Origin of the sequence: Burkholderia savannae (assembly GCF_001524445.2) — a bacterium.
GTDB classification, from domain to species: domain Bacteria; phylum Pseudomonadota; class Gammaproteobacteria; order Burkholderiales; family Burkholderiaceae; genus Burkholderia; species Burkholderia savannae.
In genome coordinates, this window is the sequence record NZ_CP013419.1 from 302,024 (window position 1) to 318,947 (window position 16,924).

Here is a 16,924-nt window from a genome sequence, read left to right on the forward strand (position 1 = left end):
TGAATGGAGAGCGTCGAGGTACGCACACCTCAACCGGCACTTACACGCGGTCTCGCATACCGTCTCTCGCACGCGTACGCCGTGCTAATCAGATCCTCGAGCGAGCCGATCACCGCATGGCGCGCGTCAGGCTCTCCATATAACTCGATCGGCACGCTCAAGAACGCGCGCAACACGAGCTGTAACAACTGTGAACGGCGGGGCGGCGCAAGTGGATCGAGCAGTTCGCCCGCCGTGCGCATCAATACCTCCGCAATCGCGAACGGCCGTTGCAGCCCGCCCAACATCGTCGCGAGCGCGCGCTCCTCGGTGAGCCCACAGTCACACGCGAATTCATCGCTGAGCAGTCTGCCGACGAACACCTCATCAGCCGACGACAGCATCCGTGCGTTATGCAACGTGCCCAGTAGCGGGCCGAACTCGGCCGGACAGCGGCAGCTCGGATCGAGCGATTGCATGTCGTAGGTCAGCGCGGCGCACACATAGTCGAGGATACGCTTCCGTTTCTTTGCGCCGAACTGCTCAATCCAGTCTTCATAGACGACGAGATAGGAGCCCTCGAACTCGAGAAACTGCCGATATAGCTCGCGCAACCGGCGTGGATCGAGCTGCATCCGTTCTCCGAACACCTTCGCCTTCAGCGCTGCGTTGATGCCCGCCTTGATCTGCTTTTCGTCGCCGCCCGCAAGCATCTCATCGATCGCCCGTTCGACAACATCGACGTTCTCACCGTTAAGGCGACGACGCCTGCGCAACTCGCGCAGCGCAAGCAGAAGATCGCTCGAGTCGCGGAAACGCTCGCGCGCCTCGCGCAACAGCACCGCGAGATCGAGCTTGCCGCTCGTGGCCTTGTTGCCACCGCGGCCAAGCAGTGTCGCGAGATCATCGAGTTTCTCGTCAGCATCCGTGTCGAGAATCCGTTCGAGGTCGTCGCTGCGACGGCATTTTCGCTCCGACGTGCGAAATCGACTGAATTGCGTGGCGGCGTTTGCCGACTCTTCTTCAATATCAGCGAGCTGCACCTGCACTTCGACCGCTCCGGCCTGCGGTTCTTCGTCGAGCGATGGTTCCGCATCGAGCCGGCTCGCCGAACTCGCGCCGTCGACCGCAAAGCCGCGGCGTGCAATCGACGCACCACCGATGATTGAACTCATTGCTTGTCGTCCATAAAGGGCTTCAACATTTGAACCGTCGTGCGCAACGTCGCATTGCTCGCCGGATCGCCGGCCTCCCATGGCTGCCCGTCCGGCCACGCTGCGCCCGGGCGCAGCAGTTTCGGCTGAATCAGGAACACGCGCACGACCTGCTCGTGCCGATCCGAATGCCCGCGAAACAGACCACCAATGAGCGGAATACTCGAGAGTCCCGGAATCCGGAACGCACGACGAGTTACGTCGTCGCGCGTGTTGCCGCCAACGAGTAGGCTCAATTCACGCGGCACGCGTGCGACCGTGTTGATTTCGGTGCGATTCACGAGCGGCATCGTATTGTTGTCACTTGCGGTCTGGCCATCGCCCGTCGCACTCTCGGTGTTGCCATCCTCGATGTTGACGATCATCTCGACCTGCGAACCGTCGCTCGACAAACGTGGCAGCACGCTGACGAGCGTGCCATAGGTCACGTGGTCGAGCTGGACTGCGCGCTCGCCGATCAACTTTGCGTAAAACGTCTGATTGCTGTCCAGCGTCGCGGGTATGTTTTCCTGCGTGAGCACGATCGGCCGCGAGATCACAGTCGCGTCGCCCGTTTGACTAAGAGCGGCAACCGAGGCAAGGAATTTCGCGCCGTCGAGGGTCGTTGCGTTGCCGCTGCCACTCCCATTGTTGAGACCGACGCCGATACCCGGCAAGTCAAGCGCGCCTTGCCAATCAACGCCCAGCTGGTCAAGCCGACTCTTCTTAATGTCGATGATCCATAGCGACAACTCAATCTGACGCTTCTCGACGTCGAGTGAATGGATCAATGTTTCCATGTCCTGCACCTTGTCGAGTTGGCCGACGAGAATCACGCTGTTCGTGTCCGGGTACGCGACCGCGCGCACGCCTTCGGACGCCGGCACCACGAAACCACGGGCCGCCTCGGCTCCAGCCCCAGCTTCGACTCCGGCGCCTGGGGACAGGATGTCGGGCGCGCCGGAATTCGGGGCTGCTGGAAGCGGGGCTGTCAGCGAGAATGGCGTCTTGGCAGCCGTACTGGACGCGTCGGCGCGCGCCGTCGCATCAACGGGCACCGCGGCTGGCCGCGCGCCTTTCGCCACCTGTGTACTGCGCTCTACAGTACCGAAGATTCGGCCTAGCACCGTCGCGATGCCCGGAATGTCAATCTGCTTGTCGCGCAGCGTATATTGTCGATCGACGACGAAGCTATTGTGCAGTTGCACGATCTTGACCACCTGCTTGTCGTTCGCCTCGGTCGAGCGCACTTCATCGAGATAGCGCGCCGCGGCCGCGACGAGATTCACGTAGACGGGCGCGCCCGTGACGTAAAACGTGCTGCTCAGGTCGTCGCCGCGAACCGGGAAGCGCGAATCGTAGAGCCGCGTTTCGCGAATGAAATCGCGCAGGTTGCGAACGGTCGCATGCTGCATTGACACGACCGCATTCTTGATCTCCGAGTTGTCGTAGACGTAGATCGAAGCACCGTCGTCATACCACAGCAGCGACATCGTCTCCCCAAGCTGCGCGAGGAGCACTCGCGGCCGTGCGAGGTCGAACTCACCCGTCACATGCTTACGCCGCACAGTCTCGCTCGCGACGACGGGCCTGTGCAGTCGGCCCGACAACGCGTTAAGCAGCACGCTGATGCTCACATCGCTTGCGACGAAGTGTCGCTCACCATCTTGCGGCGTGCTCGCCGCCTGCGTCGGCGCGCTCGCGCCGCTGCCTGCCGAGTCGGTCGCGGTGGTTGATGTGCCTGCGTCGACGGTTTTCCCGCCGTTGGGCATAGCGGCGAACGCGGTGCCCGTCAGCAGCAGCCACGCCGTGAGGGCCGTCGCTTGTCGTTTTGCCTGATCAAAATTCATCATCGGATAAGATTCCTCATGTCCTGCGTCGGAACTGGCACGGTGAAATTCCGAACAAATCTTTAATTTCTCTCGAAAAATGGGATGACGACGCAAAGCCGTTGCTCATCGCGACCTCGGTCATACTTTCGCGACTCTCGACGATCTCGAGTACTGCTTGCGCCGCTCGCCATTGCCTGAGCTCGCGTTTCAAACCGCGACCGAGTGCCCGACGGCACAGACGCCTGAAGTGCGACTCGGATACGCCATAGCGAGCGGCAAGGACGGCCACTGGCTGCGCTTTCGTACGCTCACGCAGCAGAAAACGCACGAGCCCGTAACTCTCCTGCGCGCGCAGAAACGCAAGCAGGGGGTCGGCGTCGCGCTCCGCACCCATGACATGGGCGATCAACCAACGGTCGAATTTCCAGATGCTCAAATCACTCGGCGCGTAAATCACCGCACCTCCCGATACACCCGACCAGTCCTCACGACCGCCACAATCTGACTTTGCGCAGCTTTCAAGAAAAGCGAGCAACTTAGCCGATTCAAATACCGGGACTTCGTGAAAACGCCATGCACCTTCGCGCGATATGATTTTCATGTCACCAGGAATAACGACAAGCGCCGATCGAAACAAATCGATCGAAACAACACACGACTCATCCCCAAATATTGCGTCCAGGCGCGCGCATTCCGTTACCGGCTTGATCAACTTAATCGCCGGCCCGGAAAACAACCTCGATTTTCCTTGCGATACTGCAACGCAATCGAATCTACCGAATCTTCCAGCCATTACGCAATTCCTAATATGAAATGCGACGAAATTCGAGGGCGCTATTACGCCTTCTCGGAAACACAGCCTAGTCGGATGCCACATTCCGATCAAGCAAAAAAATCTGACATTAAAAAATCTCACAAAAATCATTAAAAACAGAAATTATTTGATTTTTTTGATATTCGAATTCAAAACATTTCAGGTTTATTCATAGCGGAGCACGCCCGTCTGACGGTATATTTCACCCATCGCATCACCTCCTTCCGCGGAAGTCGGAACCACCCTTGATCGATTCCGATTTTTCGCTTCGCATGTGAACTTGCCGACAAAGACAATCTATCTGCGCCGCCAAAATAGAATGATCCGCCAAATGTTGCCCTATAAAGAAGATCGCAGCGATGGATAAACCAGATTTCTCACCAGAAGCTCTGCAGCTCCGAATTCTATTTGGTCCGTTATTCGGTTCCGATATTTCAATCCCAGACAAGGAAATCTTCTTCTATGTCGGCGAAGATCTCTCGGATAATCGCCGGAACGCAGAAGCCGGAAATCGATCAGAGCATTTTCTAAATCGCTCGATCGACACACTGTATATTCCTTACAGAGCCGGCCAGCCAAATTTTCGCTTGCGCTTCTCACGATTAGCCACGAGCGCGCCTGAGATTTCAGATTTGCACGCCGATGCGCCCCTCCCCCCCCAGGATTTCGAGGTTGATTTTCTATCCGACGATGGTACGGAAACGCAATATGCCACCTTTAATTCTGTCTGTCGCTTTGGCGATATTGCGTTTGCAGTCAAGCGTCGACAAGATGCATGGAGCGACGCCATCACACAATATGCGCCGCAGCCCACGCTTGACCCAGCAGTCGCGCAAGCGGCGAGTGACGAACGCGTAACGCCACGCGTTGGGCTTGTGCGCTTCGCGCTAAAGCTGGGCATTGTGCTTGTTGCCAGCGCCACACTTTCTGCGCTTGCATATTGGGTGGTTCGGCACTACGTGGGCGCACAAAAGCTCGCCACCGTAAGCAGTGTGCTGACGGGCAGCCCTGAGCGCAATGCAATCCTCGCGACCGATGATGGCCGAATCTACGTGCTAAGCGCATCGCAGGACGGGGCCGAGTGGGACCGCGAGGCGTTGCTGAAGGCCGCACTTCCGGAGCAAGTCGAAGTCGCGGTGATAGACACCGAGCGGCTGCGGCTTGAGCGCCACCTCGATGAAGCCGGCATCGATTTCGTGACCGTGCGCCTCGACATCCCCGAGCGCCCCGAACTGATCGTCTCCGATCGGTTGCCCGCCGCAGCGCGAGCGAGCGCGGTTAGTGCGCTGCGTCTAGCGGCGCCATACGTGAAGAACGTGCGGGTGATTGATGCGAATGTCGGCGCTATCGAACAGGAAGCGCGCAACGCACTCGATAAGATAGGTGCACGCTACCGGCTACTTACGCGACGTGGCGGCGCGACCTTCGAAGTAGCAACTTCATTCGGCGACGAGGAACTTGCCGCGTTGCAGAACCTCATGCACTCGTTCAGCCACAAGTGGGGCACACGTCGCGTAGATTTCAAAATCGCGCTCCGCACCGACTGGCTGAAGGGCAAATCCTATCGGGAAGGCGGCGACGGCTACGTGCTGCTCGATCACGCGTCCTGGTATTTCCCGCAACCCTTGGAAGGAGTGAATTCCCAATGAGCAATGTCCCGACTTCGGTGAAGTTAGACTACCAATGGTCAGGCTACCTGACCGGCATCGGCCGCGCATTCGATGACGGCGTCATGGACCTGAACAAGCAATTTACGGACGCGCAGGCGGCCCTCGTCTCGAACCCCAGCGACCCGGTGGCCCTCTCCAACTACCAGATGATCATGTCCGAGTACAACCTGTACCGCAATGCACAAACCAGTGCGGTCAAATCGATGAAGGATATCGATTCGTCGATCGTCTCGAACTTCCGATAATTTTTTCATCCGCCTGGGACGACGCGGCGTACGCCGTGCCGTCCCGGCCAGAACGATTATGAACATTACGAACCCGCACGCGGTGCCCGAACTTCCGTCGCTCAGCGAAATTGAATCGTCCGGCCCGCCGGCGACGCTCGAGACGATCCTGAAGCAGACGCTCTCCGACGCAAACGACAACGCGAACGTCGCGAAAACAATTATCGAGACGCAGCTTGCCGATCCGGTGAATTTCGCGCGCCCCGAAAAGCTGATCGCGCTGCAAACCGAGCTCTCCGACTACAACATCTCCATGTCGCTCGCGAGCACACTCGCACGCAAGGCGGTGTCGGCCGTGGAAACGCTCGTCAAGGCACAATGACGCGATGAAGCGATTCATCTCTTTCTCGATGCTGCCTACCATGCTGCTGCTCGCCGCGTGCCACCAACAGGAACTGCTGAAGAATCTCTCCGAGCAGCAGGCGAACGATGTCGTCGCGGTGCTCCAGGCGCACGATCTCGCTGTACACAAAGAAGACCTCGGCAAGACAGGCTACGCGGTCAGCGTCGAGCAAGCCGACTTTCCGACCGCCGTCGATCTACTGCGGCAATACAACCTGCCGTCTCAGGCGCGCATGCAGATCGCGCAGGCGTTTCCAGCAGACGCGCTCGTCGCGTCGCCGCAGGCGGAACAGGCGCGGCTGTTGTCGGCAGTCGAGCAGCGCCTCGAGCAAAACCTCGCGGCACTGCAAAACGTCGTCACGGCGCGCGTGCAGATCAGCTATCCGCTCAAGCCGTCCGACAGCGGCAAGGCAGACGCGCGGATGCACGCCGCCGTACTGCTCACCTATCGCAACGAGGTGGATGCAGACATTCTCGTCAGTGAAGTGAAGCGGTTTGTGAAGAACAGCTTCACCAACATCGACTACGACGATATCTCGGTGATCTTGTACCGTGCGCCATCGCTGTTTCGCGGCGCGCCGACTGCTTCCGCATCGCATTCCGGTGCAACGTGGCTCTACTGGCTCACCGCGATACCGGCCGCGATAGCGGCCGCAGTGACCGGCTACCTCGTCTACCTGCGACGCAGACGCGACGCAACGGCACGGGATGCAGCAGGTCGGATTGCTGACATTGAGCCCGGTGCGCCCGGCACAATCGCCGTATCGGAAGCGGCCGAATCATCTGCACCAGCCGATACGGCGAGCGAATCTCATGCGGAATTGAGCAACATTCGGGAGCCACGCCGATGAATCCTCACGCTCTCGTGAACGTGATGTATGGTCCGTTCGGCTATGCGCATCCGGAATATCGGACGATCGCCGGAGTCGATCTCACGAACTTGCCGGCGGACATCGCGAATCAGCTAATGATCGATCGCCTTCGCCTCGATACAAAAATCGACTTCGATCTGGGTGAGGCTCCGGTTGCGCGGCAATGCGTCAATCATTGGACACACCTGCCGCGCGTCTGCTTTCTGATCGGCGTGCAGCGACTACGCACGGCGCTCGTCGAGCACTGCCGGTACATGCATCTTGATCCGACGAGCCAGCGCTTTCTATGTCTGCCACTTCATGCCGTGCCGAAGGTCGAGTGCGCTGACTCGCCCGATGACGATACGATTGTAGCGGCCGGCTCCGCCTGTCTTGCTGGTGAGCTGCAACATGCGCCACGCGCGCTGCGCCAGCGCCTGCCGCTTCTCTTCCCGCGAGCGTACGCGAAACGTCTCGAAATCCACCTAGACGGCGCTCACGACGTGCGCGCCGCTTGGCACGCCACACTCTTCTCCTTCGCATTGAACTATGCGCTCCTCGACACTGCGACAGCTTCCTGACACCCTAGTACCGCTTGCCGACGTGTTGCTTAAACACGAACCACTGTCACAAGCGGCTCGCGCCGAACGATTGATCGACGATGCGAAGCGTCGCGCGCGCCTGCTCGTGCGAGATGCCGAACGGGACGCGCAAGGCTGCCGCGACCACGCAGCAAAAACCGGCTACGAGGCCGGGTTCGCGTTCGCCGTCACACAAGTCGTCGAGTGTCTCGAGTGGATCGACACGAAGCGGCAGATACTCCTCGAACACGTCGTCGAAAATGTCCGTCAATCACTCGAACACTTGCTCGGCGATCCAGGGTTACTTCTGCACATCACCGACGCAATTGCAGACCGCCGCGCATGCCCGAGCAATCGCCCGCTACGCGTGTCGGTGCCGAACCGCGCGAAGAGGATCGCACCAGCGATACGCAAGCGCCTGAAGGACACTTATCCGTCGGTGCAGATCGTGCTCGTCGAAACACGCTCGTTCGTTGTCGAATGGGACGAGGAAATTCTCGAATTCGATCCGCTTGACGCTGCACACGAGTTGAGCGACACGGCGCTCTCCGCATGCCGCACCACAGTGCGCTCGATGAACAACGACGCAATCGCATGGCAGGTAATGACCGACGCACTGCATCGGCTCAAGCGTCGCGACGCGCACGACACCAACGTAGTTGACGCCGGTACCCCAAACATTCTCGCAGACACATCAGCCGAACAGGAGCCACCCGATGACACCATTGCAAGCCGCGACTTCAACTGAAGCCATGTACCGTTCGTCCGGTGATGACACACAGCAATCCCCGAAGTCTATCGAAGACATGATGAAGGAGTGGATCATTAACGATTTCACGCAGAAGGTAATGTTTCCAGATCCCGAGGACCCGAGCGCATGTCCGACCTTCAACGGCAATGGAAACTGGTAAGAGCGCGGTTGAAAAATCAGGGATGAGCGATTCTGCGTAACAACAGGCCGCCCATCGCGATATGGATCATGGTGCGTAATTCGGCGAACGTGATCAGCGATTTCGGTTGAACGTGATCAGTGGTTCCGATTGATGGTGATCGGTCGTTTCGGTCGAAGGTGATCGCTGATCACCGGTTTCCGAAACGAGCGATCATCTTGCCGAAACAGGTGATCACGTTCCCGGAATGAGTGATCAGCGAACCGAAACAGAGGTGGCCTCGCTCGTTTGGACAGTTTTCTGAGATTTTTAAGTGGAACGTCCGGGGCAATCATGCTGCCGATTTGATTGCAGGCAGCGTCGCGAAGTATGCCTCATCCGGCGTCTGATCCGCCAGGCTCGAATGGGGCCGTTTCCGGTTGTACAGCTCGATGTAGTCGCCGATGGAGCGCCGGGCATGGCTGACCGACTCGTACGCTTTCAGGTAGACCTCCTCGTACTTGATGCTGCGCCAAACCCGCTCGACGAACACGTTGTCGCGCCAGCTTCCCTTGCCGTCCATCGACAGCCGGATGCGCCGGCCCAGCACGGCCTCGGTGAACGCGCCCGCCGTGAACTGGCTGCCCTGAACGGTGTTCACGATGTCCGGCAGCCCGTAGCGGGCGAACGCTTCTTGCAGCGCTTCGACAGCGTGCACGGCTTCCAGCGTGATGGCGACCCGGTGCGCGAGTACCTTGCGACTCGCCCAGTCCACCACCGCCGTCAGATACACGAATCCGCGCGCCATCGGAATGTACGTCGTGTCGAGTGCCCACGCCTGGTTGGCCCGCTCGATCTTCAGGCCACGCAGCAGATACGGCCAGATTTTGTGCTGTGCGTTGCGGCGGCTCGTGTTCGGCTTGCAGTACAGCGCCTCGACGCCCATGCGCTTCATCAGCGTGCGCACGCGACGACGACCCACTTCATGGCCTTCCCGGCGCAACAGGCGCGCCAGCATCCGTGCTCCGGCAAATGGAAACTCCATGTGCAGTTCGTCGATTCGTCGCATCAGCAACTGATCGGCCTCGCTGACCGGCTGCGGTCGGTAATACGCGCTCGATCTCGCGATGCCAACCAGCCGCGTCTGTTTCGAAACCGGCAGCGCATGCGTACGGTCGGTCATCGCTTTGCGCTCAGCAATCCCGACTTGGTGAGCGCGCCGCTTAAAAAATCATTCTCCAGCGTTAACTGGCCGATCTTCGCGTGCAGCGTTTTTACATCCACCGGCGGCTCGCTCGACGGCACGCCTGTCGCGCCAAACACGTCTGCCGCGCGCTCCTGCAACTGCCGCTTCCATTCCGTGATCTGGTTCGGATGCACATCGAACTGCTGCGCCAGTTCGGCCAGCGTCCGCTCGCCTTTGACCGCGGCCAGCGCCACCTTCGCTTTGAACGCCGCTGAGTGCGTCCGTCGGGTTCTCTTCGTCATCTTTCGGGTTCCTTTGCCAGCATTATCGCTGGCTCAGGCCCCGGCCAAACCACTTATCCGAATGTCCGATTTTCCGCGGCCACCTCTGCATACATAAAGGATGCGTGGAATGAAGGCAAGGTCACATGTTCGGTTGTCTCACGCACCACGGGCGACGCACGTAGATTTCATGGATCGCTCTCGCGTATTCCGAGCCAAATTTCCTGGTATGCGAATGATATTCGCCGACCGCAGCCCATGTATTGCCATATCGATCAATTTTCTCACGTAGCAACGAAGCACCGACATCGGCGTTAACTGATGCGTTGACAAGTCGACTTCGGTCAATCCCACGCGCCCTCAGTGCATGCAGATGAATCGAATTGATTTGCATTAAACCAATATCAACTGAACCATTAGAATTTCGATGGATTGCATCAGGATTCAAGCGAGATTCATAATAGCCTATCGAGCGTAGCAGGTCTGGATTAATGTGATAGCGCAAGGCAGCAACATCAATGTAATCCGCGCGAACTGGCACTGGAAAAGTTGCCGCGCACATGATACAGGCCCAGACCACCTTGACCGCTTGCATGCGCCAGTCCCGCTCACAGTATTTTTTCTTGATGCAATCAAACAATTTTACTCTCCCCGCCTCATTGCTTCATTCGCAGATCTTCAGCACGGTTTTTCACGAAAATCCATCGGCACTGATTTTTTATCTGGAGTGACTCCCGCGATAGATGCGCCACTACTGATAATAATCTCCGCGCAGCAATTTCAATTAAACCAGTTAAAAATAAACAAATCAATCAATCTTCACTAAAATTGCCAGATTTATCGCAACATAAATATATCACATGAATAAATCACTAAGTTGCCGAATTTACGAAAAATGCTCGAGACAAGGTTCGCCAAAAATCCACAACTTGCAACCCTCCTCGGTTAGAGATCGTATTTCCCGTCATACGGGGTCCATTCAAGAAATATGTTTTGCATGACTCCGGGTGCATAGAAATTGATCTTGGGCAAATGGCCAACCAGTTACCACTCCGCAGTCCGATCCGATAGACGTATGTGCCCTGCGGCGGTGCAATATCAAGCGTCTTCGGCAGGTCGCTTTGTTCGATGTCGCCGATTGATAAATAGTGGACGCCGCCAATAATTTTCTGGAGAGTGAACTGATGAGCCTGTTCATATTTAGTGAAGGTTTTCCATGAAAACATTCCAAACCATGTCGCAATGATTGTGCAAACCAAGATATATACCAACGATCTAACCGGACTTGTTCGCATGCCTGGCGGCGTCACAAGAAATGATCCAGTGAAATCCGATGGATTCGATTCCGTCTCGATTGAATCGCACGTTGGCTGTTGCAATATCGCCGTCGACACCATTTTCGATTCCATTGTTACCGATCGAATTGGAGTGGCAGCAATATCGTCGTACTGCCCTGGAGCATTAAGTGGCTCTACAGCGCCAACAAATTTCAACCCGATCCGCGGGAGAGTTTTGATGAGACTTCCCGAGATGCCTTGATCCTGGAGCTTCACACGCAATGCGCGCACAAGTTGATAATAACTGCCATCCGTCACGAACATGCCTTTACTTTCCCACACCCGCGAGATAATGGCCTGCTTAGTGGCCATACCCTCCAGCAGGATCAAAAGTAATTCCGTCTCGTTAGCAGTCAACTGAGTTATGGTCACCTCCCCCGAAAGAGTCATTAGCTGACTATCGAAGATTAATCGGCGCTCAATCAGACATTTCTTCAAATCCATGTGCCCACCATCCATCAATCATTTCACAGAACAATATATTTCTTTAAATAAAGATAAATAACGCAAACTCCATAATATTGAAGATGCCATCAAGATGAGACCATCGATCAATCTCGACACCAATTGGATGATGGCGCTAATTTTATAAATCAACGTACAACATATTAATAAACATTTAAAAATGCGAAGCGTATTTCACATCTCCACAATCACACCTCTTCGTTAATTCGACAAATTCGATAAATTCACGTAAATATTTTTGCTCGCACAAATCAATTAATACACCGGAGCAGCAAACGTCCGCAGGAGAAAACTCAATCTATCTCAGGTCAGCTCCACTTATCCGACTGTCCGAATTTGAGCAGCCACTTCTCAAGACCACACTCCTTTCTTCGTGGATTACCACTGATAAGAGGCGCCCGCACCAACGGTAGTCCCGCCACTAGAGATTCCTACCCCGATTTTCATCTTCAAATTCGCAGTGATTCGGGCCTCTCCGCCCATTGCCACTGCCTGATAGCCACGGTAAGTCGCTCCGCCGATACCGAATGACAGTGTTTTGCCAGGATCTACGCCAGGAATCATAGTCAGTGCCGTTGCGGCTGCGATACCGGAGTACGCGTTGCGAGATACGTCGTTCATCTGGCTTTGCAAGCCTCCAACCGCTCGATCAAGCTGACCTTTTGTTGCCGCGTCAGTTGCGTTGACGCCGTCAGCGACGTTCACGAGCCGACGCTCACTGCCGTCAGTGCCGAACGAAACGGTATTCGCTTCCGTAGCCACCGAACCCTGACCGATTGCCACTGAATTGCCCGCGCCGGATACTACGCTGGCACCCTGACCAACAGCAGTACTGCCGTTACCCGCGGCGTCTGTATTGGCACCGATTGCAGTACCATTTTCGCCAACTACGCTGGAGTTCGCACCGATAGCCGTACCGTTATTCGCGCCGTTTCCTACTGCCGAACCGGTCCCTGCCGCTACGTTGCCCGTACCGTTACCCGCATTCGCGGGCGTAATAGCACCATCATCCCCCCCGGTGCCGGCAATCATGTCATTACTGCCAGTATCAGTGCCGCCGTTTCCAGATTCCAGGTTAGTCACACGGTTATCCAAATTGGTCACCTGGTCCTGAAGCTGAGACAATTGCCCATAGTTGACCGCGTCATACTGGTTCTTGCCATCCGCTACGTTGGCGAGCGTGACCGGCGTCGGCGCACCAGTACCGCCCAACGTAACGCTCGTGTGATCCGCATTATCGTAAACTACGCCCATCGGGTCGTTTGAACCACCCGCTACCGCAGCATTTAGCGCGTCCTGGACCGAAGCGTACCGGTTGCCGTTCACAGTCAGCGAAGTGTCGATCGTTCCGTCCGCGTTGACTTTCGACTCGTCACTCAGCGCCGCCGCCTCGCTTTGCTGAGAACGGTATAGTTGCTCGCCATTTACCGCATCGGTGCTATCAGCCGCCAGATTCCCATCCTTGACATTGTGCAGCGCCACCGGCACACCTTGTTCGCCGAACGTGACGGAACTGCGGTCCACTTGCCCGTCTTTACTGTCGTACTCCACCGCATTGGCCGGAGTGAGACCAGCCGCCTTCAACTGTGCGACATTCACCGCATCATTATCGTCCTCGCCTGCCTTCACGCCGCTGATCTTCCGATCACCTTCCGTGCCGGAAATACTCACCGTCGTACCACCCAGTGCCTGGGCCACCGTAATCACTTGGGTGTCGGCATCCCGCTGCACCAAACCGATTTCACCATCGTTGATCTGGTTGGTGATGTTAGTAATGCTTTTCTCGATGTTGGCGTTGGTCGCGTACAATTGCCCGCCATTTACCGCATCGGTGCTATCAGCCGCCAGATTCCCATCCTTGACATTGTGCAGCGCCACCGGCACACCTTGTTCGCCGAACGTGACGGAACTGCGGTCCACTTGCCCGTCTTTACTGTCGTACTCCACCGCATTGGCCGGAGTGAGACCAGCCGCCTTCAACTGTGCGACATTCACCGCATCATTATCGTCCTCGCCTGCCTTCACGCCGCTGATCTTCCGATCACCTTCCGTGCCGGAAATACTCACCGTCGTACCACCCAGTGCCTGGGCCACCGTAATCACTTGGGTGTCGGCATCCCGCTGCACCAAACCGATTTCACCATCGTTGATCTGGTTGGTGATGTTAGTAATGCTTTTCTCGATGTTGGCGTTGGTCGCGTACAATTGCCCGCCATTTACCGCATCGGTGCTATCGGCCGCCAGATTCCCATCCTTGACATTGTGCAGCGCCACCGGCACACCTTGTTCGCCGAACGTGACGGAACTGCGGTCCACTTGCCCGTCTTTACTGTCGTACTCCACCGCATTGGCCGCGCTGCCTCCACTATTAGCGGCCGCCTCCAGTGCGTCGCCGACGTTGGTGTAAGTCTCGCCGTCGATCGTGTACACCGGTGCTGTCACCGAGCCATCGACTTGGACGGTCACGCCCCCACCCAGCGCATTAGCCACACCTTTGAGCTGCGACACGTTCACTACATCAGCCTCACCGGTCCCCGCCGCAACATTCACAATCCGGCGTTTGATGACATCGTCTCCATTGCTTCCGTCGTTTCCAACCGAAACCGTATCGACTTCAGAGGCAACTGAATCCATGCCGAGCGCAATACCTCCGTCTCCTGTTACGCTGCTACCGAACCCTATGGCTACGCTGCCCATTGAACCTGCTGTCGCCATTGCGCCCATTGCAATATTGCCCATCCCATCGTCGGCATCCTTAGCTCCCCCACCGATGGCAATACCCAAGTTGGACGACACCGCCGAGTACCCTATTGAAATGCCGCCTATAGTCTCAGAGTTCTCGCCAAGCGCGATCGCACTACCCGGAGCTAACGGAAACGACAAAGACGTAGCTTTTGCGAAGGCGCCTATCGCTATCGCACCTAGGTTTTCCACGCGGGTCGCAACGGGCGTATCACCTGAGACACCGCCCATACCCGGATCAATCGAAAGATAATCTTCAACATTCGAGCCGCGGTACCCTGGACCATTTAATAAACTGTTTCCACGCCCGAGTGCCGATACAGAACGCTGCCCAATGGCTTCCACGTTCGATTTGCTCGCGTCAATGTCCGAAATATCGGAACTTAGCCAGAGCTGATCGACGCGCCTCCCTGCATCTTTGGACGACGTCAGGCTTTCGGATGCGCCGTTGTTGCCACCTGTAGTCGGAATTTCGTCGCAACGTACGACTGCCGCTTTCTCCACCTTCGGATCCGCATTCGCAGAAACTTTGTGATCAACAAGCAATTCATTGGCAATACATCGTGTGCGCTCTCCGATCGCTTCCGGTTGACTCTTCGCCCAAGCGTGCCAAGGGAAAGCAATCGCGCACACCACGGACGCAATGGCGACATTCCGGCCACCACGCCGCGTACGCCCCTTTGCCATTTCAGATGCCACGCAAAGCAAACCCGAAGCACGATTCCAAACAATTCCGTATGCTCTATTCACTTTCCACTCCGAGTTGAAAACTATACTTTTATGCCGATCCATTTCTAGGAGCCGACGTCAACTAAACCTTCATAAATATCAATATTCACCACCGAATCTATAATCACGCCAAGAACGACAGTAAAATATATAAAATTCCACCAACCTAAAAATACAATACGAATCCACTTCACCCATCTCAATAAGATGCATCCCAATTATTCTCGGATAAATCTGAGTTCAATTTCATGCAGGATAGCAGCGCGTCATACTGACGCATCGCCGTCCTCGAAATCGACGTTCATCGAATCTGAAAATCATGAGAAAGGTTCTCTATGACGACCTTGAATAATATGAAGCCATCGAGTCGACGCCGAACAGCGTGAAACGCCTTTCTGGGCCGGGCCGCAATCAGAAATCGGCACTATGCAACTTGCATGATTTACGCTGACCCATTCCGTGTCAGAATATCTTTCTCCCCAAGAGTCCATAATCCCGTGACGATAAAGAATGCATGAATTTTCGCGTTATGGTCAGATATTCGAGGACGAAGTGATTCCACGATTGTTGCCGCCGGAGAGCGCAGCAGTCGAAAACACTGCACAAAGATCCGTATGGGTGTTGACACACTGGAGCGCAGTACTACAGCCGTATATTTTTACTATACCTATATGAATAAGGACTACTACACGTTGAGACTATGCATTCGACTGCAAGAGAGCGTGGGAGCTTGAATTGGAAGTACTGTAAGCGCTAAATCCGCCACACGTCGTTAGGTGACGTGTTACCGGGTAACATGTTTCGAATCGATAGTTACCGGGTAACGAAGGAGATGCGAGATGACGCAAACGACGGCGCAGCGGCAGGCGGCTTATCGGGCAAGGCGCGAGACGGCAGGCAAGGACGGCAACGGTGATCGACGTCTGGATATGTGGGTGAGCACGGAAGCGTATCTTGCTCTGACGCGGTTAGCTCGCCGTTACTCGGTAACGAAGCGCCAGATGCTGGAACGGTTGATCGCGCGGGCAGACGACGCGATTGTGCGCCGACTCGATCCCGATTCGGAACAGTGGGACCAATACTTCGGCCCAGCGCGGTAGCGATCGGAGTTACCCGGTAACGGCTTGCTGTCGAGCGAAGTTGAACGGTAGCAGGTCGCCAATATCGGCATCCGGTGCGCGCTGCGGCAATTCGGTCAGCACGTGCAGCAGATAGGCAGCTTTCGATTCTAGGTGGGGTTAAATTCGCGCTTACGAAGTACTGTACCAGCGGCTGGGGGAACTGTTCAGGCGTCCAGAGCCCCGAGAGCGGTCGCTCGCGTACCTGAAGGGCCTGCTGGGTACAGTCGAACGCAAGAACGGCTGGCAACTCGCCAAATGAATCGGCGAAGCGAGACCCGATGGCGTACAGCACCTGCTGGAGCGGGCGCAGCGGGACGCTGATGCCACTGGACTTGCCCCTGCATGACCGGACACGCGGTCACGCTTAGGTTGGAGAATTTGCTTGCTGGCGAAACTCGCGCGGCGAGCGGTATTTCAAGGCGCTGTGCGGATGCGACTCGTTGTAGTGGTCGAACGCAATGGCCAGGTTCTGCAGCGCCGTTCGGGCGTCGGGCTTGGGCATCCACGAAACGTAATCACGCTTCATCGTCTTGACGAAGCTCTCGGCCATCCCATTATCGTAAGTCAGCAACTGCTTGTCGTGACGACGGTTGCACGGCCGTAACGGTCGAGATCACCCATCCCTTTCACCCGCGACGCGGTACACGA

15 protein-coding genes and 3 pseudogenes are annotated in these 16,924 nt (G+C 56.5%); 9 read left to right on the forward strand and 9 right to left on the reverse strand.

Annotated features, from left to right (window positions below; all coding sequences use genetic code 11):
* Positions 1-29: 29 nt before the first annotated feature.
* Genes sctW through WS78_RS35050 form a run of 3 tightly spaced genes read right to left on the reverse strand, consistent with a single transcriptional unit; the run spans position 30 to position 3,797 of the window.
* Positions 30-1,154, reverse strand: coding sequence for a type III secretion system gatekeeper subunit SctW (gene sctW / locus WS78_RS35040; RefSeq protein ID WP_059577615.1), 1,125 nt, complete (start codon positions 1,152-1,154; stop codon positions 30-32).
* The gene (gene sctC / locus WS78_RS35045; protein WP_059577612.1) at positions 1,151-3,025 is read right to left on the reverse strand and encodes a type III secretion system outer membrane ring subunit SctC; all 1,875 of its coding nucleotides are present in this window, start codon (positions 3,023-3,025) and stop codon (positions 1,151-1,153) included. Before sctC ends, sctW begins: the two co-directional genes overlap by 4 nt.
* A gap of 13 nt (positions 3,026-3,038) precedes the next feature.
* Entirely contained in the window at positions 3,039-3,797 is a 759-nt protein-coding gene (locus WS78_RS35050) for a helix-turn-helix domain-containing protein (RefSeq protein ID WP_059577609.1), read from the reverse strand.
* A gap of 380 nt (positions 3,798-4,177) precedes the next feature.
* Between WS78_RS35050 and WS78_RS35055 the strand changes: the two genes are divergently transcribed.
* The 7 genes from WS78_RS35055 (at position 4,178) to WS78_RS35085 (ending at position 8,457) form a co-directional block, all read left to right on the forward strand.
* Complete coding sequence (locus WS78_RS35055; RefSeq protein WP_059577606.1) at positions 4,178-5,467, forward strand: PrgH/EprH family type III secretion apparatus protein; 1,290 nt, start codon at positions 4,178-4,180, stop codon at positions 5,465-5,467.
* Positions 5,464-5,733 (forward strand): type III secretion system needle filament subunit SctF, encoded by a 270-nt coding sequence (sctF, locus tag WS78_RS35060; RefSeq protein WP_059577603.1) that lies wholly within the window; start codon positions 5,464-5,466, stop codon positions 5,731-5,733. Before WS78_RS35055 ends, sctF begins: the two co-directional genes overlap by 4 nt.
* 82 nt (positions 5,734-5,815) lie before the next feature.
* Complete coding sequence (gene sctI / locus WS78_RS35065; protein ID WP_394335903.1) at positions 5,816-6,094, forward strand: type III secretion system inner rod subunit SctI; 279 nt, start codon at positions 5,816-5,818, stop codon at positions 6,092-6,094.
* Positions 6,095-6,098: 4 nt separating this feature from the next.
* The gene (gene sctJ, locus WS78_RS35070; RefSeq protein WP_082717319.1) at positions 6,099-6,965 is read left to right on the forward strand and encodes a type III secretion system inner membrane ring lipoprotein SctJ; all 867 of its coding nucleotides are present in this window, start codon (positions 6,099-6,101) and stop codon (positions 6,963-6,965) included.
* A complete protein-coding gene (locus tag WS78_RS35075) occupies positions 6,962-7,546 on the forward strand; it encodes a type III secretion apparatus protein OrgA/MxiK (protein ID WP_059577596.1) in 585 nt (194 codons plus the stop codon). The genes sctJ and WS78_RS35075 overlap by 4 nt, the downstream gene beginning before the upstream one ends.
* Positions 7,515-8,294, forward strand: a complete 780-nt coding sequence (locus tag WS78_RS35080; protein ID WP_059577593.1) for a type III secretion system protein — start codon at positions 7,515-7,517, stop codon at positions 8,292-8,294. The genes WS78_RS35075 and WS78_RS35080 overlap by 32 nt, the downstream gene beginning before the upstream one ends.
* On the forward strand, positions 8,263-8,457 hold the full coding sequence (locus WS78_RS35085; RefSeq protein WP_059577591.1) for a hypothetical protein: 195 nt from the start codon (positions 8,263-8,265) through the stop codon (positions 8,455-8,457). Before WS78_RS35080 ends, WS78_RS35085 begins: the two co-directional genes overlap by 32 nt.
* A gap of 310 nt (positions 8,458-8,767) precedes the next feature.
* On the opposite strand, the gene WS78_RS35090 is transcribed toward WS78_RS35085, so the two are convergent.
* The 4 genes from WS78_RS35090 to WS78_RS35105 form a co-directional block, all read right to left on the reverse strand.
* Positions 8,768-9,903 (reverse strand): IS3 family transposase gene (locus WS78_RS35090; protein ID WP_394335900.1). Its coding sequence is split into 2 segments (ribosomal slippage): positions 8,768-9,639 and positions 9,639-9,903, totalling 1,137 coding nucleotides; the frame shifts between segments, so codons are not numbered across the junction.
* Positions 9,904-10,024: 121 nt separating this feature from the next.
* Positions 10,025-10,477 carry a lytic transglycosylase domain-containing protein gene (locus WS78_RS35095; RefSeq protein ID WP_082717728.1) on the reverse strand — a complete coding sequence of 151 codons (453 nt, stop codon included), beginning with the start codon at positions 10,475-10,477 and terminating at the stop codon, positions 10,025-10,027.
* Between the two features lie 277 nt (positions 10,478-10,754).
* Positions 10,755-11,663: a winged helix-turn-helix domain-containing protein gene (locus WS78_RS35100; RefSeq protein ID WP_226377342.1), complete on the reverse strand. Its 909-nt coding sequence runs from the start codon at positions 11,661-11,663 to the stop codon at positions 10,755-10,757.
* A gap of 399 nt (positions 11,664-12,062) precedes the next feature.
* Entirely contained in the window at positions 12,063-15,176 is a 3,114-nt protein-coding gene (locus tag WS78_RS35105) for a YadA-like family protein (protein WP_198174685.1), read from the reverse strand.
* 818 nt (positions 15,177-15,994) lie between these two features.
* Here WS78_RS35105 and WS78_RS35110 point away from each other — a divergent pair.
* A complete protein-coding gene (locus tag WS78_RS35110; protein WP_045598729.1) occupies positions 15,995-16,255 on the forward strand; it encodes a hypothetical protein in 261 nt (86 codons plus the stop codon).
* A 9-nt stretch (positions 16,256-16,264) separates the two neighbouring features.
* Here the strand turns inward: WS78_RS35110 and WS78_RS38485 are convergent.
* Positions 16,265-16,372 (reverse strand): annotated as a pseudogene (locus tag WS78_RS38485) (transposase domain-containing protein); the annotation flags it as partial.
* Positions 16,373-16,397: 25 nt separating this feature from the next.
* Between WS78_RS38485 and WS78_RS38490 the strand changes: the two are divergent.
* A pseudogene (locus WS78_RS38490) lies at positions 16,398-16,601 on the forward strand (IS701 family transposase); the annotation flags it as partial.
* A gap of 39 nt (positions 16,602-16,640) precedes the next feature.
* Here WS78_RS38490 and WS78_RS35120 read toward each other — a convergent pair.
* Positions 16,641-16,832: pseudogene (locus WS78_RS35120) on the reverse strand (integrase core domain-containing protein); the annotation flags it as partial.
* Positions 16,833-16,924: the final 92 nt, after the last annotated feature.